This is a genomic window from Albibacillus kandeliae (assembly GCF_003116585.1).
GTDB lineage: Bacteria > Pseudomonadota > Alphaproteobacteria > Rhodobacterales > Rhodobacteraceae > Albibacillus > Albibacillus kandeliae.
Genome location: NZ_QEHM01000012.1, coordinates 68,351 through 90,860 on the forward strand (window position 1 = coordinate 68,351; position 22,510 = coordinate 90,860).

19 protein-coding genes are annotated in these 22,510 nt (G+C 68.0%); 10 read left to right on the forward strand and 9 right to left on the reverse strand.

Annotated features, from left to right (window positions below):
• The first annotated feature begins 6 nt into the window (after nucleotides 1-6).
• From DDT93_RS23465 to DDT93_RS23475, 3 genes are all read left to right on the forward strand, one after another.
• Nucleotides 7-1,362 carry a cytochrome c gene (locus DDT93_RS23465; RefSeq protein ID WP_109468349.1) on the forward strand — a complete coding sequence of 452 codons (1,356 nt, stop codon included), beginning with the start codon at nucleotides 7-9 and terminating at the stop codon, nucleotides 1,360-1,362.
• 207 nt (nucleotides 1,363-1,569) lie between these two features.
• Entirely contained in the window at nucleotides 1,570-2,808 is a 1,239-nt protein-coding gene (locus DDT93_RS23470) for an efflux RND transporter periplasmic adaptor subunit (RefSeq protein WP_109468350.1), read from the forward strand.
• Between the two features lie 4 nt (nucleotides 2,809-2,812).
• A complete protein-coding gene (locus DDT93_RS23475) occupies nucleotides 2,813-4,825 on the forward strand; it encodes a MacB family efflux pump subunit (RefSeq protein ID WP_109468351.1) in 2,013 nt (670 codons plus the stop codon).
• A gap of 13 nt (nucleotides 4,826-4,838) precedes the next feature.
• Here the strand turns inward: DDT93_RS23475 and DDT93_RS23480 are convergent, their stop codons facing one another.
• Nucleotides 4,839-5,999, reverse strand: coding sequence for a S8 family serine peptidase (locus DDT93_RS23480; protein WP_109468352.1), 1,161 nt, complete (start codon nucleotides 5,997-5,999; stop codon nucleotides 4,839-4,841).
• A gap of 196 nt (nucleotides 6,000-6,195) precedes the next feature.
• Between DDT93_RS23480 and DDT93_RS23485 the strand changes: the two genes are divergently transcribed.
• Nucleotides 6,196-6,783, forward strand: a complete 588-nt coding sequence (locus tag DDT93_RS23485; protein WP_109468353.1) for a hypothetical protein — start codon at nucleotides 6,196-6,198, stop codon at nucleotides 6,781-6,783.
• Here the strand turns inward: DDT93_RS23485 and DDT93_RS23490 are convergent, their stop codons facing one another.
• Nucleotides 6,784-7,341, reverse strand: a complete 558-nt coding sequence (locus DDT93_RS23490; protein ID WP_109468354.1) for an RNA polymerase sigma factor — start codon at nucleotides 7,339-7,341, stop codon at nucleotides 6,784-6,786.
• Between the two features lie 241 nt (nucleotides 7,342-7,582).
• Here DDT93_RS23490 and DDT93_RS23495 point away from each other — a divergent pair, with 241 nt between their 5' ends.
• On the forward strand, nucleotides 7,583-9,577 hold the full coding sequence (locus tag DDT93_RS23495) for a calcium-binding protein (protein ID WP_109468355.1): 1,995 nt from the start codon (nucleotides 7,583-7,585) through the stop codon (nucleotides 9,575-9,577).
• A 93-nt stretch (nucleotides 9,578-9,670) separates the two neighbouring features.
• Here DDT93_RS23495 and DDT93_RS23500 read toward each other — a convergent pair whose 3' ends face one another.
• From DDT93_RS23500 to DDT93_RS23530, 7 genes are all read right to left on the reverse strand, one after another.
• Entirely contained in the window at nucleotides 9,671-11,314 is a 1,644-nt protein-coding gene (locus tag DDT93_RS23500) for an alpha/beta hydrolase (protein ID WP_109468356.1), read from the reverse strand.
• Complete coding sequence (locus DDT93_RS23505) at nucleotides 11,311-12,390, reverse strand: AI-2E family transporter (RefSeq protein ID WP_109468357.1); 1,080 nt, start codon at nucleotides 12,388-12,390, stop codon at nucleotides 11,311-11,313. Before DDT93_RS23505 ends, DDT93_RS23500 begins: the two co-directional genes overlap by 4 nt.
• Before the next feature lie 73 nt (nucleotides 12,391-12,463).
• Nucleotides 12,464-13,777, reverse strand: a complete 1,314-nt coding sequence (locus DDT93_RS23510) for an ABC transporter permease family protein (RefSeq protein WP_109468358.1) — start codon at nucleotides 13,775-13,777, stop codon at nucleotides 12,464-12,466.
• On the reverse strand, nucleotides 13,774-14,457 hold the full coding sequence (locus tag DDT93_RS23515) for an ABC transporter ATP-binding protein (protein WP_109468359.1): 684 nt from the start codon (nucleotides 14,455-14,457) through the stop codon (nucleotides 13,774-13,776). Before DDT93_RS23515 ends, DDT93_RS23510 begins: the two co-directional genes overlap by 4 nt.
• A gap of 4 nt (nucleotides 14,458-14,461) precedes the next feature.
• A complete protein-coding gene (locus DDT93_RS23520) occupies nucleotides 14,462-14,881 on the reverse strand; it encodes a hypothetical protein (protein WP_109468360.1) in 420 nt (139 codons plus the stop codon).
• Nucleotides 14,882-14,983: 102 nt separating this feature from the next.
• Complete coding sequence (locus DDT93_RS23525; protein WP_109468361.1) at nucleotides 14,984-16,480, reverse strand: alkaline phosphatase; 1,497 nt, start codon at nucleotides 16,478-16,480, stop codon at nucleotides 14,984-14,986.
• A gap of 120 nt (nucleotides 16,481-16,600) precedes the next feature.
• Nucleotides 16,601-17,074, reverse strand: a complete 474-nt coding sequence (locus tag DDT93_RS23530; RefSeq protein ID WP_109468362.1) for an Lrp/AsnC family transcriptional regulator — start codon at nucleotides 17,072-17,074, stop codon at nucleotides 16,601-16,603.
• Between the two features lie 146 nt (nucleotides 17,075-17,220).
• Between DDT93_RS23530 and DDT93_RS23535 the strand changes: the two genes are divergently transcribed.
• Genes DDT93_RS23535 through lpdA form a run of 5 tightly spaced genes read left to right on the forward strand, consistent with a single transcriptional unit; the run spans nucleotide 17,221 to nucleotide 22,348 of the window.
• On the forward strand, nucleotides 17,221-17,442 hold the full coding sequence (locus tag DDT93_RS23535) for a hypothetical protein (RefSeq protein ID WP_109468363.1): 222 nt from the start codon (nucleotides 17,221-17,223) through the stop codon (nucleotides 17,440-17,442).
• Nucleotides 17,435-18,667, forward strand: a complete 1,233-nt coding sequence (locus DDT93_RS23540; protein ID WP_109468364.1) for a thiamine pyrophosphate-dependent enzyme — start codon at nucleotides 17,435-17,437, stop codon at nucleotides 18,665-18,667. The genes DDT93_RS23535 and DDT93_RS23540 overlap by 8 nt, the downstream gene beginning before the upstream one ends.
• Nucleotides 18,668-18,669: 2 nt before the next feature.
• Nucleotides 18,670-19,683: an alpha-ketoacid dehydrogenase subunit beta gene (locus DDT93_RS23545; RefSeq protein WP_109468365.1), complete on the forward strand. Its 1,014-nt coding sequence runs from the start codon at nucleotides 18,670-18,672 to the stop codon at nucleotides 19,681-19,683.
• A gap of 3 nt (nucleotides 19,684-19,686) precedes the next feature.
• Nucleotides 19,687-20,967: a dihydrolipoamide acetyltransferase family protein gene (locus DDT93_RS23550; RefSeq protein ID WP_109468366.1), complete on the forward strand. Its 1,281-nt coding sequence runs from the start codon at nucleotides 19,687-19,689 to the stop codon at nucleotides 20,965-20,967.
• On the forward strand, nucleotides 20,960-22,348 hold the full coding sequence (gene lpdA, locus DDT93_RS23555; RefSeq protein ID WP_109468367.1) for a dihydrolipoyl dehydrogenase: 1,389 nt from the start codon (nucleotides 20,960-20,962) through the stop codon (nucleotides 22,346-22,348). Before DDT93_RS23550 ends, lpdA begins: the two co-directional genes overlap by 8 nt.
• Nucleotides 22,349-22,510: the final 162 nt, after the last annotated feature.

The following is a 22,510-nucleotide window of genomic DNA, read 5'->3' on the forward strand; positions in this document are numbered from 1 at the left end:
TCGACGATGAAAACCTTTCTCAAAGTGATCGCCACCCTGGTGGTTCTGGGCGTCGTCGCCCTCCTCGCCTTCATCCTCGTCCCGGTGCAGCGCAGCGCACCGACCGAGCAGCTTGCCGCCGACTGGCAGCCGCAGCCGGGCCAGGGCGAATATGTCCTGAACGCCTCCGACTGCGTCGCCTGTCATACGGCGGATGGCGGCGCGCCGCTCGCGGGCGGGCGACCGATCGAAAGCCCGATGGGCACCATCTGGTCCACCAACATCACCCCCGACCCCGAGACCGGGATCGGCAACTGGTCCTATGACGACTTTCGCGCCGCGCTGGTCGACGGGCTCGCCCCCGGCGGTCGGCACCTCTACCCGGCCATGCCCTACGAGAACTACCGCCTGATGAAGGAAGAGGACATTCGCGCCCTCTACGACTACATGATGGCCGAGGTTCCGGCGGTGAAGAACGCCGTTCAGGAGACCAGCCTCGACTTCCCGTTCAACATGCGCTTCGGCATCCGCGCGTGGAACTGGCTCGCGCTGACCCACGCGCCCGGCTTCACCCCGGCGGACAGCTCCGAGATCTCGGATCGCGGGCAGTACCTGGTCGAAGGTCCCGGCCACTGCGCGGCCTGCCACAGCCCGCGCAGCCCCTTCATGGCGCAGGACGGTGTGACCGTGGCCGACGACCACTTCCTTGCAGGTGGCGTGGTTGGCGGCTGGAACGCCCCGGCGCTGCGCGGATCGGCTTCGGAGATCGGCAAATGGAGCACCGGTGATCTAGCGACCTACCTTGCCACCGGCCGCAACAGCCACTCGACCGCCAACGGCGAAATGGGCCTCGTGGTCGAACACTCGCTGCAACACCTGACCGACGCGGACAACATCGCCATCGCGGCCTTCCTCAAGGGCATCGACGGGGATGCGGGTGAGGTGCCACAGACGCTGGCGGCCGCAGGTCCGACGGCGCTGCCCCCAGCCGAGGCCGACGCGGCAGGTGCGGACACCACCGCGATGCTGACCGAGGCCAGCCCCGAGATGCCGCTCGGCGCGCGTCTCTACCTCGACAACTGCTCGGGCTGCCACTTCGTGACCGGCAAGGGCGCGCCAGAGATCTTCCCCGAACTCGCAGGCAACTCGCTGGTGACCGGCTCGGAAACCACGCCGCTGATCTCGGTGATCCTGAACGGCGCCGAGGTGCCCTCCTCCGCCAAGCGCCCGATGGTCCTGCGGATGCAGGGGTATGGCAAGCGGCTGTCGGACAGCGAGGTCGCGGAACTCGCCACCTTCGTGCGCACCGCCTGGGGCAATGACGCGGGCGCGGTCACTGCAGCCGACGTCGCCGCCGTCAGGAAGGCCTCCGCCACGCACTGAGGCGGGCAAGTCAAAGCACCAGTGGAAAGGGCCGGTTCGCCGGCCCTTTCTCGTTCATCCGCCCCGCCCGGAGCCCGCAACGCGGATGGCGACGGAAACTCCCTCCCCGCGCGTTACATCTGTTGAGCACCTCTGCGGCAACCGTCCTTCCACCGGGCGCGCCGCACGACACCAAGACCAGAACGACCGCAATTCAGGTTTCGACAGATGACCAAGACCTCGCCCTCCCGGCCGCGCAAGCGGTTCCGCTCCACGCTTGCCTGGGGGATCGTCCTGATCGCGCTCTGCGGATTGGGCGCGTGGTACTGGTTCAGCCCGACCGAAGCGGCGACCGCCCGCTACCTGACCACATCGGTCAGCCGCGGCGACGTGCAGACCACGGTTCTGGCCACCGGCACGCTCAAACCCAGCCGCTGGGTCGCGGTCGGCGCGCAGGTCTCGGGCCAGGTCGAGTCGCTCAAGGTCGCGCTCGGCGATCATGTCAGCGCGGGCGACGTCGTGGCCGAGATCGACTCGGTGACACAGGAAAACGATCTCAGAAGCGCCGAGGCCTCGCTGCAGGACATCCGCGCGCAACTGCAGGAAAAGCAGGCCAATCAGGTCTATTACCAGAAGGTCGTCGACCGGGCGCAGGGCCTGCGCGGTGCCGGCATATCCGAGGCCGACCTCGACGAGGCCGAGATGCAGCTGGCCACCACCACCGCCCAGATGGAGGCGCTCAAGGCGCAGATCACCCAGGCCGAGGTGACGGTCAGCACGGCGCAGGCCAACCTCGATTACACCCGTATCACCTCGCCCATCGACGGCACGATCATCTCGATCGTCACGCAGGAAGGGCAGACTGTGAACGCCAGCCAGTCCGCCCCGACCATCGTGATCGTCGCGCAGCTCGACACCATGACCGTTCGCGCCGATATCGCCGAAACCGACGTGGTCAGCGTCTACCCGGGCCAGGAGGCGTGGTTCACCATCCTCGGGGACCGCAAGACCCGCTACCGCGCGCAGGTCAAGGCCATCGAACCCGCCCCCGAGGACGTGACCAGCGACAGCAGCCTCGCCTCCTCCAGTTCCTCCAGCAGCAGTTCCAGCGACGAGGCGATCTACTATGTCGGCACCTTCGACGTGCCCAACCCCGATGGCCGCCTGCTGACCTACATGACCGCCGAGGTGCACATCGTCACGGGCGAATCCCGCGACGTGCTGACCGTGCCCTCCTCCGCCGTCTCGGGACAGGGCGAGCGCTCCAACGTCACGGTCCTGAACGCCCTCGGCCAGCCCGAGGTGCGCAAGGTCACCATCGGATTGGACAACGGCACCAACGCCGAGGTGACCGAGGGGCTCCAAGAGGGCGACACCGTCGTGCTCGGCCAGTCGGGCGAGGCCACAACCTCGGGCACGCCGCGCGGCATGGGCGGCTTCGGCGGCCCGCCGATGGGCCGGAGGTGAGCACATGAACGTCCGCGCGACACCGGCAAGGGATCTGCCGCTGGAGACGACCGGCGAGGCCGTGATCGAATTCTCCGGGCTGGGCAAGCTCTACCCCGCCGGAGAGGCCGAGAACTGGGTGCTGAACGATGTGGACCTGACCATTCGCGCGGGCGAAATGGTGGCCATCGTCGGCGCGTCCGGCTCGGGAAAATCGACGCTGATGAGCCTGATCGGCTGTCTCGACAGCCCGAGCGCGGGCACCTACCGCCTGTTCGGGCAGGACGTCTCTCAACTGGACGCGGACGAACTGGCGGCGGTGCGTCGCGACCACTTCGGTTTCATCTTCCAGCGCTATCACCTGCTCGACGAACTGAGCGCGCTCGGCAACGTCGAGGTTCCGGCGATCTACGCAGGCACCGATATCGACGACCGGCGCGCCCGCGCCAAGATGCTGCTCGACCGCCTCGGGATGAGCGAGCGGACCCACCACCGCCCCGGACAGCTTTCGGGCGGCCAGCAGCAGCGGGTTTCCATCGCGCGCGCGCTGATGAACGACGGCGACGTGATCCTCGCGGACGAGCCCACCGGCGCCCTCGACAGCCACAGCGGCGAGGAAGTGCTGCGCATCCTGCGCGAGTTGCACGGCGAAGGCCGGACCATCCTGATCGTCACCCACGACATGGACATCGCCCGGCAGGCCCAGCGGATCATCGAGATCAGCGATGGCCGCATTGTCAGCGACGGGCACAACCCCGAATTCCGCCCCCTCGGTCGGCCCGGGGATGTTTCGGCGGAACGGGAGCCCGAGACGGATGGCCCCGCGCGGCTCGGCGGGATCGGCGAACGCCTGCGCGAGGCGTTCCTCATGGCGCTGCGGGCCATGAACGCACACCGGCTTCGGACCCTGCTGACCATGCTGGGCATCATCATCGGCATCGCCTCGGTGGTCTGCGTCGTGGCGCTTGGCGCCGGGTCGCGGCAGATGGTGCTGGCCAATATCTCGAGCCTTGGGACCAACACGCTGGAGATCTTCGCGGGCAAGGGGTTCGGCGACACCCGCTCGTCCCGGATCACGACACTGACCGTCGGAGATTCCGATGCGCTCTCGGCCCTTCCCTACGTTGCCGCGGTGACCCCGACAGTATCGACCTCCGGCGTCGCGCGCTTTGCCAACAAGGAAGGCAACGCGCTGATCAACGGCGTCGGCGCGGGCTACTTCGACGTCAAGGGCACCAAGCTCAGCGCAGGGCAGTTCTTTGGCGAACGGGCGGTGCGCGACTACGCGCAGGAGGTGGTGATCGACGAGAACACCCGCGATGCGCTGTTCACCCCGCTCCACGTGGACCCGGTCGGCGAGGTCATCATCCTTGGCGACGTCGCGCTCAAGGTCGTCGGCGTGGCGCAGGCCCAGACCAGCGGCTTCGGCTCGTCCAGCAACCTGCAGCTCTACGTGCCCTATACTACCGTGCAGGCGCGCTTTACCGGCTCCAACTCGCTACGGTCGATCACGGTGAGGGTGGCCGACGACGTCGATACCGACGCCGCACAGGTGGCCGTCGAAAAGCTGCTGACCCGGCGCCACGGCACCGTCGACTTCCACATCATGAACACCGACGACATCCGCGAGACCATCACCAGCACCGCCGAGACCATGACCTTCCTGATCGCCGCCATCGCGGTGATCTCGCTGGTGGTCGGCGGCATCGGCGTGATGAACATCATGCTGGTCTCGGTCTCGGAACGCGTCGCCGAGATCGGCGTGCGCATGGCGGTTGGCGCGCGGCAGGCCGACATCCTCGTGCAGTTCCTGATCGAGGCGGTGCTGGTCTGCCTGCTGGGCGGAATGATCGGGGTGATGATCGCCATGGCCGCCGGCCCGGTGATCTCGCTGATCCAGCCGAGTTTCAGCTTCGTCTACTCCCCCGCGACGATCCTCGCCGCCTTTGCCAGTTCGAACGTCATCGGCATCGTCTTCGGCTACCTGCCCGCGCGCAATGCCTCGCGGCTCGACCCGGTGGTGGCCCTGTCGAAGTGACCGGGCCCCGCCGCTAGTTCTGCAGGCAGGCCCCCGCCGGACTGGGCAGGCCATAACCAAAGACCGGGTCCTTGCCCGAGGCCCCGAGGTCGCGGGCCGAGCGGGCCATGCGGCTGCGCAGGGTCTCGGCGCTGCCGCCGCTGCCGGTGCCCGCGATCATGGCGGTCACATAGGGCGCGGCGAGCGAGGTGCCCGACAGGTACTGCCCCTGCCCCTCGAGCGTCAGGAAGATGTCCACGCCGGGCGCGGCAAAGTCGATGTGGTTGCCTCTCGGCGCCTTGTCATAGGGCCGCATCGCCGCGTCGAGCGCGGTCACGGCGATGGTCTGCGGAAAGGCCGCCGGATAGCGCGGCGGCGCCTCGGCACCGGTGTTCCCGGCGGCGGCTACGATCGTCATGCCCTTACGGTCGGCCGCCTGGATCCCCCGGTCGAGGATCTTGTTGTAGGGCCCGGCAAGGCTCATGTTCACCAGCCGCACACCCGACTCCGACAACCAGTCCAGCGCCCGCAACAGGGTGTCGACGCCGGTTGCCTCGTCCCGGCTGCCCCGCTCCGAGATCACGGCGGCATTGTAGAGCCGCGCGCCCGTCAGGCGGCCGGGGCCCGCGAGGATCTCGGCCACCGCCGTGCCGTGCTGCATCGCCGTGGGCCTGCCGCCGGTGAAATCGGTCTGCGCGATCTGCGCGCCCTGCAACGAGGGCGCCTGCAGGTCCACCGCGCCGTCGATCATCCCGATGGGCATCCGCGACGGGCATCCCCCGGGCGCCCAGTGCAGCATCTCGCCCGCGTACCGGCGCCCCGTCGGCGCGGCCTGCAGCCGGTAGGCATGGTTCACCCCCGCCGTCGTCCCCGCCTCCAGCGCCTCCAGCTCGGCAATCGCGGCGGCGGGCGTGCGCCCCTGCGGCACCCGGAACACGACCTGCTGCAGGCCAAGCCCGCCAAGGCTGTGCTGCCGTTTCACCTGGTATCCCCGCGCCTGCGCGCCCCCGATCAGGCGCCCGGCGGCGGCGCTGTCGGGCGCCAGCGCCACGATCTCGGTCGCGTCCACCACGTCACCCGCATCCCGGGCAATCTGTTCGCGCGGCGGCAACTGCAGCTCGAAGGGGGCGCAGGCGGTGGTGACCACCGCAAGGCAGATCAGCGCGACGAGGGTGCGGGGTCGGAGAAGGGTCATCGGTCGTTCCTGTTGTTCCGGTCGTTTCATGCGGGGCTACCCGGATTGGTCGCGTGACCCTAGCCAAAGGTTCACCCGAAAAGCGACCCCGAAGATTTTCGGGACGCAAACTGAACCGGTCGGCGGTGTCGTGCGACTATACTTCCGGACACTGCGGCGCTAATCATCCGCCGCGTATGGCGCAGGGAATGGTACCATGACCGAACAACCCGACCGACCCGACGACAGCACGCTGATGGCTTACGTGCGCGGCGACCTGCCTCCCGACGCGGCGGCAGAGGTCGAGCGGGCAGCACGGGAACAGCCCGCCGTCGCCGGGGACATCGCGTTGATGCGCGGCCTCGTCCGGGCCCGCGCCGCCGCCCCCTCCACCGCACCGGGCGAACTCGGCTGGGCGCGCCTCTCGCGCGCCATCGACGCCGAGGCCGCGCCGGTCCGCCAGCCCCGGCGCAACTGGCGCCCCCTGATGCAGATCGCCGCGACGGCGGTGATCGCCGTGGGCGTCTGGCAACTGGCCGTGGTGCCGATGCTGCCGGGCGGCGGTGGCGATGTCTACGTGCCCGCGACCGGCACCACCGAGGGCGCCGTGATCGTCGCCTTTGCCCCGGATGCGACCGAGGCACAAATCCGCGACCTGCTGCAGGAGATCGGTGCAACCGTCACCGACGGGCCGAGCGCGCTGGGTCTCTGGACCCTCTCCTTCGCGGACGAGGGACGCCGCACCGAGGGTCTGACGCGGCTGCAAGCCGCGACCGGCATCGTCGAAAGCGTTCAGGCCGACTGATCAGCGATAGCGCATGAAGGCCGCGAGACAGCGCTTGAGCAGCTGCTTGGCGTTCAGGATGCGCGTCTTCACGGTCCCTGAGGGCACGCCCTCGATCTCGGCGATCTCGCGGTAGGGCAGGTCCTGGAAAAAGGCCAGTTCGATGGCCGAGCGATGGGCCTCGCTCAGCCCCTCCATACAATGACGGACCTTCTCGGCATCGCTTGCCGCCTCGGCCAGCGCCTCGGGGTCCGGCGAGTCATCGGCGATGGTGTCATCCGGTTCCGAGAGGATCTCGCGCCCGCTGCGGCGCAGCCGGTCGATGGTGCGGTTGCGCGCGATCCCGTAGATCCACGTCCGGGCGCTGGAGCGCCCCTCGAACCGCCCCGCCCCGCGCCAGACCTCGAGGAAGGTCTCCTGCATCAGGTCGGCCGCCTCGAACGGGTCGCGGATACGGGTCTGCAGGAAACGGTAGAGCGCATCCGAGAGCCGGTCATAGAGAAGCTTCATCGCCGCCTTGTCGCCAGACGCGATGCGGGCAATCAGGGCTTCGTCACTTTCCGAACCGGCCGTCGCCATCGGACAACTCTCCCTAGAACGTCGAAATCCAAACAGGCCCGGCCGACAAATTCACCCGCCACCCTTACGGACCGGCCGGTGCCGACGGGCTCGGGGCGTGACTTCACAGATTTGCGCAGGTCTGGCCAGAAATTTTTTCGCGGGGCTCCCGAGAAAGAATGAACCGACCCGCGATCTGCTCCGACCAACCACTATCGGCGCCACGGTGGCGCTGCATTGATTTGAGTATGGAGACGAGAAGATGGCCAAGAAATATGTTGCCGGTACGGACGAGGCAGATGTCCTGGCAGGAGGAGCTGCAAACGAATTCATCGAAGCGTTCGACGGCGATGACGTCGTGGTGGCCGGCGACGGCAACGACACGGTTTTTGGCGGCGCCGGAGACGACGTGCTGGCCGGGGAAGACGGCAATGACGTACTGGTGGGCGACACCGGCAACGACGTGATGCTGGGCGGCGACGGCAACGACCGGATGATCTGGAACAACGGCGACGGCTCGGACATCATGGAAGGCGGCAAGGGCTACGACACCGCCGAGGCCAACGGCTCCGACACCGCGGGCGACCACTTCGTGATCGAGACCGCCGGCGACCGCGTGAACTTCGAGCGGGTCAATTTCGGGCCCTTCTCGCTGAACATCGGCAGCACCGAGCGGATGGTGGTCAACGGGCTTGGCGGCGATGACATCGTGGATGCCAGCGGCCTCGAAGCCGGTTCGATCAAGCTCAAGGCCTATGGCGGCGACGGCAACGACACCCTGATCGGCGGCGCGGGCGACGACTACCTCGACGGTGGCGACGGCGACGACCACCTCGAAGGGGAAAAGGGCAACGACGTCATGAAGGGCGGCGCCGGCAACGACGTGATGGAATGGGACAACGGTGACGGGTCCGACATCATGGACGGCGGCGAAGGCTTCGACATCGTCGAAGTCGAGGGCGCCGAAGACGACGGCGATACTTTCGCGATCACCAACGACGGACAGGATGTCACCTTTGCCCGCACCAACCTCGGGCAGTTCACGCTCGACATCAGCAACTCCGAACGGCTGGACGTCGACGGGCTGGGCGGCAATGACCACATCGACGCCAGCGCGCTCGAAGCCGGGGTCCTGGAATTCGTGGCCCACGGCGGCGACGGCAACGACACCCTGATCGGCAGCCAGGGCGACGACTACCTCTACGGCGATTACGGCAACGACGTGCTGGTCGGCGGCAAGGGCAACGACGTCATGAAGGGCGGTGCCGGCAAGGACACTATGATCTGGAACAACGGCGACGGCTCGGACGTGATGAACGGCGGCAAGGGCTATGACACCGCAGTGGCCAACGGCTCCGACACCGGCGGCGACGAGTTCGTCATCACCGGCGGCGAGGGCCATGTCGATTTCCAGCGCGTCAACTTCGGCCCCTTTTCGCTCGACATCTCGAACACCGAGCGGATGGTCGTGAACGGCCTCGGCGGCGATGACATCGTCAATGCCAGCGAACTGGAGGCAGGCACAGTCAAACTCAAGGTCTACGGCGGCGAAGGCAACGACACCATCACCGGCAGCCAGGGCGACGACTTTCTGCACGGCGGGAACGGCAACGACCTCCTGATCGGCGGCCCGGGCGCGGACGTCATGAAGGGCGGCGCAGGCAAGGACACGATGGTCTGGAACAACGGTGACGGTTCGGACGTGATGGATGGCGGCACAGGCTATGACACCGCCGTGGCCAATGGCTCCGACACCGGCGGCGACGAGTTCGTCATCACCGGCGGCGACGGCCATGTCGACTTCCAGCGCGTCAACTTCGGCCCCTTCTCGCTCGACATCTCGAACACCGAGCGGATGGTCGTGAACGGTCAGGGCGGCGATGACATCGTCGATGCCAGCGGGCTCGAGGCCGGAACGGTCAAGCTCAAGGTCTATGGCGGCGAAGGCAACGACACCATCACCGGCAGCCAGGGCGACGACCTGATCGACGGCGGCGCGGGCAATGACGTGATGACCGGCGGCGACGGCGCGGACACCTTCGTCTTCGCCCTTGGCGAAGACCGGATCACCGACTTCGAAGACGGCTACGACGTGATCCGCATCGCGGTGGATGGCGGCTATGCCGGCTACGGCGACATCGAGGACCTCGCGTCGCAGCATGGCGACGACGTGGTCATCGACTTCGGCGGCGGCAACAGCCTGACGCTGGAAAACACCAGCCTGCACGACATCGACCAGAGCGACTTCGTCTTCTGATCGGTCCCGCAGCAGTCCGGCGCCCCCCTCCCCGCGCCGGACACCCGGCCGCCGTCCATGCGGGACGGCGGCCAACCTGCGTTCCGGGCGCACTCACTTGACCGTGGTGCGCACCACGGGGCCCAGCCGCTCGGTATCGGCGTCGCTCCAGTCGTCCTGCCCGACGACACTGGCCCAGGCCCGGGCGTAGTCGCGCAGGGCGTAGTTGTGCCCGTGACCGTCGGGCATCACGGCCCCGAACTGCATGTCGATGGCGACCTGGAACAGGCTGACCACCGGGCTCCACTGGAACAGGTCCGAGATATCGGGGCCGCGCGGGGGCCGGAACCAGTCCGGCTCGACCAGCCACATGGACTCGCGGAAGTACGAGATCGCGTCGGAGGGGTTCACCACGTAGACGATCCGCAGCGGCCCCCATGCCATGTCTTCGCCCGCCTCGTCCGAATAGGGCGTCAGCACCCGCACGAGCGAACTGTCCTCGAAGACCGGCGACCATGCCGGAGAGCCCTCCGCGCGGTTCGACGCCACATTGCGCCAGATCGGGTTGCGAAAGGTCGGCCCGGCCCAGACGGCGCCCTGCACCGGGTCGCCCATGATGGAGGAGAACGAGATGCTGTTCTCGGACGCCAGAGAGCCGAGACTGAGACCGAAGAGATAGAGCGCCGGGCGCGTCGCGGGATCGAGGGTCCGCCAATGGCCATGAACGACGTTGAACAGCGCGCGGGCCGAGGTCCCGGCGCGGTCGGGTTCGAGGATCAGCGACATCGGGCTCGGCAGGTAGGAGTACTGCACCCCCACGATGGCGGTGTCGCCGTCCAGCATGACCTCCAGCGGTGCCAGCCCGTCGTTCTCCAGCCAGCCCGTCCCGGTCGGCGACGCGATGACGAGCACCCGGCGTTCAAAGGCCCCGGCCCGGATCAGTTCGTCCAGCGCCAGCCGGGCGGCGGCCTCGGGTTCATCCGAGGTGCGCAGACCCACGTAGGCGCGGATCGGCTCCTTCGCGGGCCGCCCCGTGAAGGCCGCGATCTCGGCGCCGCGCGGCCCCTCGTAGACAAAGAGCTTGCCCGCGTACCCCAGCCCGTCCCATGCTACGAACGACCCCGGCCCGCCCGAGCGGGTGGTCTCGGACGGCGGCACCGCGCCCTCCGGGTCCTCGGTGTCGATCGCCGCCTGCACCTCGTCCAGCGCGCTGATCATGCGCGAGATCAGCCAGCCATCGACCGAGGCGACCAGAAGGGCGAGGAACCCCGCGACCAGCAGGACCGAGGCATAGCGCCGCCCGATGTAGCGGCGGGACAGGCCGAGGATGAGGCCGATGGCCCGCGCCAGCAGCCAGCCGAGCGCGAGCAGCACCGCGCAGCACGCCACCGCGACGACGAACAGCAACACGTAGCTGCTCTCCTCCAACGGTGGCAGCCCGACAAGCGCGCGGGACTCGTCCTGCCAGTCCGACGAGGACCAGAAGTAATACCCAAGCCGCCCGGCGGTAATCAGCGTCACCGGCCAGAAGATCAGGTGCCGCAGCCGCTGCCCCATCACCGGCAATTCGAGGTAACGCCAGAGCAGCAGCCCCAGCATCCCGAGCCCATAGCCCGCCGCCAGCGTGGTTCCCGCCAGCAAGGCCTGAAACAGCCAAGGGCGCGGGATCATCGAGGGCGTGAAGGTCAGCGCGCAGAGCAGCCCGCCGAGATAGATGCCCAGCAGCGAAACCCGGGGCGCCCGGTTTCGCGCGCTCATTCCCCGCCCGCCCTCGGGCGGCTCTCGACCCGTTCGGCCAGCAGCATCGCAAGGAAGCGCGTCTGCGGAAAGCTGGCCAGCACGATGGAGAGGATCGCGGTCAGCGGAATGGCGAGGATCGCACCCGGAATGCCCCAGAAGGCCGACCAGAGCGACAGCGAGATCAGCACCACCAGCGGGCTGAGGTTCAACTGCCGCCCGATCAGGCGCGGCTCGACCACGTTGCCCATGATGACCTGCGCCGTCACCAGCAGCGCCGCCAGCACGATCGACAGCGAGAGCGAGCCGAACTGCGCGACCGACAGCACCACCGGAAAGGCCACGCCGATGTAGCTGCCGATATAGGGAATGTAGTTCAGCAGCCCGATCATCACCGCCCAGAACAGCGCGAAATCCACCCCCAGCGCCCAGAGCACGACCCATGACAGCGCACCCAGCACGATGTTGATCACCGTCTTGACCGTCAGGTAGTCGCTGATCCGCCGGTTGATGTCCTCCAACATCTGGATGGTGCGCCGGGCCCGCTCGGGATCGTTCGAGATCGAGAGGATCTTGCGCTGCAGCGCGTGGCGCTCGGCCATGATGAAAGCCGCGTAAAGGACGACCACGAAGACGGTGGTGCCAACCTGCGTGAAACCGCCCAGCAGCGACAGGAAGATGCGGCTGATGTCGATCCGCTCGATCGTCATCGCCCGGATCTCGTTCCAGATCTCCTGCTTGTCGAGCGAGAATTGCTGCGCGATCCGCGCCAGCAGCTGGTCGAGGTTGGCCTCGTAGGTGGGCGAGACCGCCGCGATCTCGCGCACGGTCGCCCCGATCAGGAAGGACAGGAACACGAAGGCCAGCGAGAACCCGACAAGGACGAGAAAGCGCAGCACCGTCTCGGGCAGGAGCTTGAGCAGCGGCAGGCGGGCCAGCCCCTCGGTCGCCGCCAGCATCAGGTAGACGATCAGCGTCGCGGTCACGATGGGCAGCAGGATGGCGCGACCGACAACCAGCAACCAGCCGACCGCAATCGTCAGCAGAAGGGCCAACACGACGTTCTGGAACTGCAAGCTTTTCATCGCGGCGCGCATCACCCTTTCCGTTGGCCCAAGGCAAAGGTGTCGGGCCCGGCGTGTCAAGCCCGGCAACCTCGCAGGCGCGGGATCAGGAGCGCAATGCGGTGACGACGGGCTGGCGCAGCACGACGGCGGCAGGAAGCAGCGAAAGCAGCAGCGTGACCGAGACGAAACCGGCGAGGAACTGCACCTCGCTCCAGCCGAGCGGTGCGGAGACAAGGATATCGGTCCGCGCGGTCACCACCCGCGAGAGCACCTCGGCCGCACCGGCCCCCACAAGCACCCCGCCCGCGGCCCCGGCCAGCAGCAGCGTCGCACCAAAGGACCAAACCACGGCAAAGACGAACCGCGCGGGCGCGCCCAGCGCGCGGAGCAGCGCCAACTGCCGCTGGAACAGGCGCGACAGGATGAACAGGCCCAGCAGGACCGCCGCCGCGACGAGAACCTGCGTGACCAAGGCCATCAGCGACATGATCTGCCGGACGTCGCCCAGCACCCGGTAGAGCTGTGCCAGCACGGCCCCGGGAAAGAAGGCCATTGTCTCGCGGTCGCGCTGGAACTGCGAGCGCAGCGCATAGTTCGACCAGAGTTCGGAGGCGTGGACGACAATGGCAGGCGTCCCCGGAAAGTACGCCGCATCGAAGGGCGGCCCGATCTGCCCGGCCCGCTCCGGCGCGTGGCCGTCGGCCAGACCGTGAACCTCCCAGACGGCCTCGACCGGCACAAGGATCGCCCGGTCCCAGGGGGTGCCGGTCGGCGCGAGCCGTCCGACGACATCCAGATGCGCGGCGTCGTGGGCATCGTGGTCCGCCGCGTCCCCGTGACCGTGGGCAGGGCTGAACTCCCCCCCGATCTCCAGCGGGACCAGCGCGCCGACGATGGCCTCCTCCGTGGTCTCCCACATCCGCCCCTCGATCCGTCCATCGCCAAGGTAACGCGCGAACTCCGCCGTCGTCCCGATCACCGAGGCCGCGCCGAAGCTGTCGCCAAAGGCCAAGGGCGCGGCGATCTCCACGTCCGGATGACCGGCGATCTCGTCATAGGTTGCGCCGTCGAGCAGCGGCATGTCGGAGGGTTGCAGGAAGACCGCCGCCAGCATCACCGTCAACTCGCTGCCGGGGGCCGAGACGATGAGGTCGAACTTGTCCGCCGCCTGCGCCGTGCCGCGCCGCAACCCGCGCTCCTGCGCCAGGAGGCCAATGCCCATCCCGACTGAGATGGCAATCAGCAGCACGAAGAGCGCCGAGGCACCCCGAAACCGCCAGAGGATCGCCCTGACCAGCGGCCAGGGCGCGAAGCCGCGCAGGACGAAGCCCCCGACGACCAGTGCAGGCAACAGCAGGGCCACGGTCGTCAGGATGTCCTGCCACAGCACCGGCACCATGTCCCATGCCGCGCTCATGCCGTTGCCTCCCGGTCGCCGGTCACCGCGCCATCGGTGATGGTCAGCACCCGGTCCATCCGCGCGATCAGCCGCGCATCATGGCTCACCGCGATCAGAGTGGTGCCGGTCTCGCGCGCGAGTGCGACGAGGTCGTCGACCAGCCGGTCCGCCGCCGCGCGGTCAAGGCTGGCCGTGGGCTCGTCGGCAAGGAGAACCGGCGCCTCGGCGGCCATGGCGCGCGCGATGGCGACCCGCTGCCGCTCGCCACCCGAGAAGCTCGCCACCCGGCGCCCCGCCGTCCCGCCGAGCCCCAGCCGGTCCAGCCTGTCCCGGGCTCGCGCACGCACGCCAGCCCGTTCGCCCCGCCCCCGGAACAGGGCCGAGAGCGCAGCATTGTCCACCGCGCCGAGTTCCTCGAACAGCAGGTAGTCCTGAAAGATCATGCCGATGGAGTCGGCCCGGAACCGCGCCCGCCCCTCGGCGCGGAGACTGGCAAGGTCCACCTCGCCCCAGCGGATGCTGCCCGCGACGTCCAGCAACCCGGCCAGCGCATAGAGCAGGGTCGACTTGCCCGCGCCGGAGGGACCTTCGACCCCGACCAGCGCACCGGCAGGCAACGAGAGCTCCGGCACCGAGAGCAGAACCCGCCCGCGCCCGCCCGGGACAACCAGCCCCTCGATCTTCAGCGGCAGTCCCATCCGGTCACTCGTAGCTCGAATCCATCAGCCGCACGAGACTCAGGAACCCCGTCTCATCGTCGCGATGACTGCCAAGTTCGAGCACGCCCGAGGCTGTGATCTTGCGGTTGAACGGAACCACGTCCACCACCCGCCGGGTATAGACCGCGAGGATATCCTCCGGCCATTCCGCCTCGGTCTCGCAGAACGGGCAGACCGACATCGGGATCCGGGTCAGAACGAAGAACCTGCTTTCCGCCTTCAGCGGCGGCGCCATGTAGCCCTCGACCGAGATGCGCGTCCCCTCGCTGCTCTTGGCCAGCTCGGACATCGCGTGCCGGTCATAGAGTTCGCGCAGCTTGATCGGCCCCTCCGAGGCGCGCAGCGCGGGCGCGGCAAGGGGCGTCGCGAGCGAGGCTGCCAGAAATCGGCGCCGTGTCAGCATCGGGTCTTCTCCTTCGGTCGTCGTCTCCGCTCCGCCACGTGGCGGGCGGAAACGCTGCAAGGGGCCCAAGCCGGGCCCCTTGCGATCACCTTACCGCCGCGATCACTCGGCGTTGATGGCGTAGTTCATCACGTGGAAGATCACGTTCTGCTCGATGGTCCCGTCCACCAGATGCGCCCAGGGGCCTTTGGCGTAGACGGCCACGTCTTCGCCCGAGTGGCTCTCCGACGACATCGGGATCAGCGCCTGCTGGATGTAGTCGACGTCGCGCGCCTCCTCCTCGGTCACTTCGGGGCGCGACCCGGCGTAGTCGTTCTGGCCCTCGGCCTTCACCAGCACTGAACCCGGACCGTTGAGGTAGCCGATCACCGAGTAGGGCTTGCCGTCATCGCCCAGCAGCAGCTCGTCCGAGTGCTTGATACCGGTCTTGGCAACGTCGTAGCACAGCCCGTCGATCGGGGTGCCGCGACCGCAGTAACCGTTGAAGGCGATGGCATGCTCGTGGTCGGCGGTGACGATCAGCAGCGTGTCGGCATCGTCGGTCAGCTCGTCCGCCATCGCGATGGCCTCGGCAAAGGCGACGCCGTCACGCAGGGTGCGGCCCGCGTTGCCCGCGTGGTTGCCGTGATCGACGCGGCCCGCTTCGATCTCGAGGTAGTAACCGTTCTCGTTCTGGCTCAGGAACTCGATCGCCTTCTTGGTCATGTCAGCCAGCGACGGCTCGGTCTCGGGCCGGTCGGCCTCGTAGGAGGCATGGCTGTCGGTCCACATGCCGAGGATCGGCTTGGACAGGTCGAGTGCATCGAGCTCGGCCTTGTTCGAGGCGTACTGGATGCCCGCGTCCTTGGCCTGCGCCAGCAGGTCGGTGCCGTCGGGGCGATGGCCCTTGCCGCCGTTCGGGGTCTCGGTGCCCTTGGGCACGAAGTAGCGCGAGCCGCCGCCCAGCGCGATGTCGATCATGCCCGACTGCATCGCGTCGATCATCTGCGCGGCAATGTCCTTCTGGGCGGTGCAACCCTCCGGCAGTTCGTCTTCCCAGTCGCGGCTGGCGGTCTTGGCATAGACGGCGGCGGGGGTGGCGTGGGTCAGGCGCGCGGTCGAGATCACGCCGACCGACTTGTCCATGCCGGTGACGATCTCGGCAAAGGTGGTCAGCTCGTTCCCGGCGACGGTAGAACAATCGTCGTGCACGGCGCTCTCACCAAGGTTGATCAGGTTGAACCGCTGCTTGACGCCGGTGTTCATCGCGCCCGCGGTCGGGGCGGAGTCCGGGGTCTGGGCGTTGATGTTGTAGGTCTTGACCAGCGCCGAGTGGAACTCCGGCGTTTCCTGCGGCAGCACGTGCTCTTCCCCCATCTTGCCCTGAAGCTGACCGGCAAAGACGCGGGTGGCGTAGTTGGTGCCCACACCGTTGCCGTCCGCGATCATCAGGATCACGTTCTTGGCGCGCCCGGTGTTGTTCTGGCGGTCGAGAATGGCCTGGATGGTTTCCTGGCCCGCGATGAACCATTCGCTGTTGGCCTGCGGCAGGGTGCTGTCCTGCGCGGACGCGGCAGTCGCCGCGGCGAAGGCAAGGGCAGAGATGAGGGCACGTTTCATGTTCGGCAATCCTTTGTCTGTCTCAGCGGCAAGTGCGCCGGGCTCCTTCGCCTCCCCTAGCCCGGCCTCTGTAACGTGGTCATGTCAGCCACCCCCGAGAGTCACCGACCGCCCGCGCTGTCAGGTTTCGGGCAGGTAGGCCTGCACGTCCTTGAGGCAGCGCAGGACAAAGCTTGACCGGGTGTGCCGGATGCCCCGGACCTTGTAGAGCTTTTCGCGCAGGAAACTCTCGTACCCCTTGGTGCCCGCCACCGCGACCTTGAGAAGATAGTCGAACTCGCCGGTGGTCAGATGAACCTCCAGCACCTCTGGCATCGACTGCATGGTCTTGCCGAAATCCTCCACGACCTCGTCGTCGTGACGGTCGAGGATCACGTCGATCATCACGATCTCGGACGCGCCCAGCTGCTCTTGATCGAGAATGGCAGCATAGCCCCGGATGAAGCCCTGCTCTTGCAGGCGCCGCACCCGCTGCCAGCAGGGGCTGGGCGACAGCCCCACCTTCTGCGCGAGATCGGCGTTGGAGATCCGGCCATCCGTCGTCAGCTCGCGCAGAATCTTGCGGTCGATACGATCAAGCGCGTCATAGCTCATTTGAAGAATCCTGTGCTGTCCAGGGAAAATTTGACAAAAGATACGTCTGAACAACCTTCCCGCACAACCGCATTCAAAAGAACATTCTGCGGCCACGGCGGTAGGATCGCGCCACCGGTGATCGTGACGAGGGAGGACGACGACAAATGCGGCTGATATGCAGGGATCCCCTGAATGCCTCCTGCCGGGTGCTCGACATGGCGCGGCGACTTGACCTCGAGCTTTCCGAGTTCACCTTGACTCGTACGGGCGACGGGCTGGGCCTGCTGGTTCTCGAACTGCTCGACCCCGCCCCGGCCAAGGCACGGCTCTTTGCCGAGCGTCTCGGCACCCTGCTGCACCAGCTACCGGAGCACCAGAATGTATGAGGAAGTTCCCCCCCGCCTACACGTCCCCGCCCCGGCCATCCGCCCCGGCGACGACCCTGATTTCAGCCACGTCTCGATTCCGCGCGCCGGTGCGGTGGACCGGCCCGAGCCGGACACCAAGCCCGAGGACATGCGTGACCTCGCCTTCTCGATCATCCGGGTCCTGAACCGCAAGGGCGAGGCGGTAGGCCCCTGGGCCGGAACGCTCGACGAGGAAACCCTGCTGAAGGGCCTCCGCGATATGATGAAACTGCGCATCTACGACGCGCGGATGCTGACGGCCCAGCGGCAGGGCAAATGCTCGTTCTACATGCAGCACCTCGGCGAAGAGGCGATCAGCTGCGCCTTCCAGCGGGCGCTGCGCCCCGGCGACATGAATTTCCCGACCTACCGGCAAGCCGGCCTGCTGATCGCGGCGGGCTATCCGCTGGTCAAGATGATGAACCAGGTCTACTCGAACGACGGCGACCCGGTGCGGGGCCGCCAGCTGCCGGTCTTCTACAGCTCCAAGGAACATGGGTTCTTCTCGATCTCGGGCAACCTGGCCACGCAGTACGTGCAGGCCGTGGGCTGGGCGATGGCGGCGGCGATCAAGGGCGACAAGAAGCTGTCGGCGGCATGGATCGGTGACGGCTCGACCGCCGAGAGCGACTTCCACGGGGCGCTGGTCTTTGCCTCGACCTACAAGCCGCCGGTGATCCTCAACATCGTGAACAACCAGTGGGCCATCTCGACTTTTCAGGGCATTGCGCGCGGCGGCGCGGGTACATTTGCGGCACGGGCCCACGGCTTCGGTCTCCCTGCCCTGCGGGTCGATGGCAACGACTTCCTCGCCGTTCACGCCGCCTCGCGATGGGCGGTGGAACGGGCCCGGCGCGACCTCGGGCCGACGATGATCGAATTCGTGACCTACCGCGCCGGGGGCCATTCCACCTCGGACGACCCCTCCGCCTACCGCCCCAAGGAAGAAGGCTCGGCATGGCCGCTGGGCGACCCGATCCTGCGGCTCAAGGCGCACCTGATCCACCTCGGCATCTGGTCCGAGGAGCGGCACACCCAGGCCGAGGCCGAGATCCTCGCCGAGGTGATCGCGGCCCAGAAGGAGGCCGAGGCCATCGGCACCCTGCACTCCGGCCAGCGGCCCAGCCCGCGCGACATGTTTGAGGACGTGTTCGCCGAAATGCCGCCGCACCTGGTGCGGCAGCGTCACGAGGTGGGGTACTGATCATGGCACGCATGACGATGATCGAGGCCATCCGCGACGCCCACACCGTGGCGATGGAACGCGACGACGACGTGGTCGTCCTGGGTGAGGACGTGGGCTACTTCGGCGGGGTGTTCCGCTGCACCGCCGGGCTGCAGAAACGCTTCGGGGTAGAGCGATGCTTTGACACCCCGATCAGCGAGCTGGGGATCGTGGGCACCGCCATCGGCATGGCCGCCTACGGGCTGAAACCCGTCGCCGAGATCCAGTTCGCCGACTACATGTACCCGGGCTACGACCAGATCGTGTCCGAGGCCGCGCGGCTGCGGTACCGCTCGGCGGGCGAGTTCACCTGCCCGCTGGTGATCCGCATGCCCACGGGCGGCGGTATCTTCGGCGCCCAGACCCACAGCCAGAGCCCGGAGGCGCTGTTCACCCACGTTGCGGGGCTGAAAACGGTGGTGCCGTCGAACCCGAGGGACGCCAAGGGCCTGCTGCTGGCCGCCATCGCAGACCCGGACCCGGTGATCTTTCTCGAACCCAAACGCCTCTACAACGGCCCCTTCGACGGGCATTTCGACCGGCCCTCGGTGCCCTGGTCGAAACACCCGGCAGGCGAGGTCGAGACCGACTATTTCGAGGTGCCGCTGGGCAAGGCGGCCGTGGTGCGCGAGGGGTCGGCGGCGACGCTGATCACCTATGGCACGATGGTCCACGTGGCACTGGCCGCCGTCGAGGAGAGCGGCGAGGACATCGAGGTGATCGACCTGCGCACGTTGTTGCCGCTGGACCTCGACACCATCACCGCCTCGGTCGGCAAGACGGGCCGTTGCATCGTCCTGCACGAGGCGACCCTGACCTCGGGCTACGGCGCCGAGATCGTCGCGCTCGTGCAGCGCGACTGCTTCTACAGCCTCGAAGCGCCGGTGCTGCGGGTGGCGGGCTGGGACACGCCCTACCCGCACGCGCAGGAGTGGGATTACTTCCCCGGCCCCGACCGGGTGAAGCGGGCCATCGCCACCGTGCTGGAGGGCTGAGACATGGCGGAACATACCTTCAAGCTGCCCGACATCGGGGAAGGCATCGCCGAGGCGGAGCTGAGCGATTGGCTGGTCAAGGTCGGCGACGTGGTCCGCGAGGACGACGTGATCTGCGAGGTGACGACCGACAAGGCTACGGTGGAGATCCCGGCGGCGGTCAGCGGCAAGGTCACCTGGCTCGGCGGCAAGGCGGGCGAGGTCATGGCCATCGGCAGCGACCTGATCCGCATCGAGACGGACGAGACCGTTGAGATCGTGGCACAGCCGGAACCCGAGGTGGCGACAGCACCCGAACCGGAGGCAAAGGCCGAGGCGGCCCCTGCCCCGGTCGAGCCTGCCAAACCGGCGGCGCCACGGCGCCCTGCCCCGTCTCCCGCGATTCCGCTGGCGCGCAACGCGTCGGGCCGCCCGCTGGCAGCCCCCTCGGTGCGGGGCCGCGCGCGGGAACTGGGCATCGACCTGCGCCAGCTGCGCGGCACCGGCCCGGCGGGACGCATCCTGCACGAGGATCTCGACGATTTCCTTGCCCACGGTCCCGACACGCGCGGCGGCGGCGGGCTGGTCCGGCGCACCGGCACCGAGGAAAAACGCGTCACCGGTGTGCGCCGCAAGATCGCAGAGCGCATGGCGCTGGCCAAGCAGCGGATCCCGCATTTCTCGATCATCGAGGAAGTCGAGGTCGAAGCGCTGGAAGAACTCCGCGCCAAGCTGAACCAGCGCTTTGGCGCGGACCGGGGCAAGCTGACGATGCTGCCCTTCCTGCTGCGCGCGCTGAGCGAGGCGGTGGTGGATCACCCCGAGATCAACGCCCATTACGACGACGAGGCGGGGGTGATCACCCGCTTCGAGGCGCTGCACTGCGGGATCGCCACGCAGACCGACACCGGGCTGATGGTGCCGGTGCTGGCCCATACCGAGGCGCGGACGCTGTGGGACACGGCGCGCGAGATCAAGCGCCTGTCGGACGCGGCGCGTGAACGGCGGATCGGGCCCGAGAGCCTCTCGGGCTCCACCCTCACGGTCACGTCGCTGGGCCCGCTCGGCGCGCTGGCGACCACGCCGATCATCAACCACCCCGAGGTGGCGATTGTCGGCGTCAACAAGATGGTGGTGCGCCCGGTCTGGGACGGTCAGGCCTTCGTGCCGCGCCGGATGATGAACCTGTCCTGCAGCTTCGATCACCGGGTGGTCGACGGCTATGTCGCGGCAGAGTTCGTGGCCAAGGTGAAGTCGCTGCTCGAAACCCCCGCGATGCTGTTCATGGAGTGGCGCGATGAATGAACTCAGATGCTCCCTGCTGGTCATCGGCGGCGGCCCCGGCGGCTATGTCTGCGCCTCGCGCGCGGCGCGGCTGGGGGTGGACACCATCCTCGTCGAAGGCCAGCGCGTCGGCGGGACCTGCCTGAACATCGGCTGCATCCCCTCCAAGGCGCTGATCCACGCGGCCGAGCTCTACCACAACGCGGTTCAGCAGGCGGGCACGGGGATGCAGGGCATCACCGTCTCCGCGCCCAGGCTGGACTTCGGCCAGACGCAGGAGTGGAAGACCGGCGTGGTCGACAAACTCTGCAATGGCGTCGCCGGGCTGCTGGAGCGCAGCGGGGTCAAGACGCTGAAAGGCTGGGCGCGGTTCCGGGACGGCAAGACGGTCGAGGTCGAGAGCGAGACCGGGCCGGTGCTGGTGCGGGCCGACAACGTGGTGATCGCCACCGGCTCGGTTCCCGTGGAACTGCCGGGCCTGCCCTTCGGCGGGCGCATCCTCGACTCGACGGCGGCGCTGGCCCTGCCCCAGCCGCCCAGGCGGCTGGCCGTGATCGGCGCGGGCTACATCGGGCTGGAGCTGGGCACGGCACTCGCCAAGCTCGGCTCGGAGGTCACCATGATCGAGGCCGGGCCGAACATCCTGCCCCAGTACGACGACAAGCTGACCCGCCCCGCCAAGCGACGGCTGGAGGCGCTGGGGATCGCGCTGAGACTGAACACGAAATCGACCGGCTGGGACGACGCGACCGGGGTGCTCACCCTGCAGGGCGAGGACGGCGAGGAGAGGCTGGAGGCCGATGCCGTTCTGGTCACCGTGGGGCGGCGCCCCGCGACCGACGGGCTGGGGCTGGGCGAGCTGAACCTGCGCCTGAACGGGCCGTTCATCGAGGTAGACGACCGTTGCCATACCTCCATGCGCGGTGTCTTCGCCATCGGTGACGTCACCCCGGGGCCGATGCTGGCGCACCGCGCGATGGCACAGGGCGAGATCGTGGCGGACGTGGTCGCCGGACATGCGAACGCGTGGGACAAGGCCTGCGTCCCCGCCGTCTGCTTCACCGACCCCGAGATCGCGACGGTCGGGCTGCTCCCCTCCGAAGTGCCCGAGGGCGTGGCGACGAAGGTCAGCGAATTCTCCTTCCGGGCCAATGGGCGCGCCCTGACGCTCGACGCGGCCGAGGGCTTCGTCCGCATCGTGGCGCGCGAGAGCGATCACGTGATCCTTGGCATCCAGGCCACCGGCCCCGGCGTGTCCGAGCTGGTGTCGGGCTTTGCCCTCGCCATCGAGACCGGGCTGCGGGTCGAGGACGTCGCGGGCACCATCCACGCCCATCCGACGCTGGGCGAAGCCCTGCAGGAGGCCGCACTGGCGACCGCGAGCATGGCCAACCACGGCTGAGCGGCGCGCAGCCGTCGCGGCGGCCAGCCACTTGACGGAACCGGCCCCGGTTGTCACCCTGAGGCCGACGCGTTGCGCTATGTCTGGTCCGAGGATGGTCGAACACAAAGCCCGGTCTGTACCGTTGAAGCCCCGCCGCCGCCTGCTCTCTGCCCTGCTCTG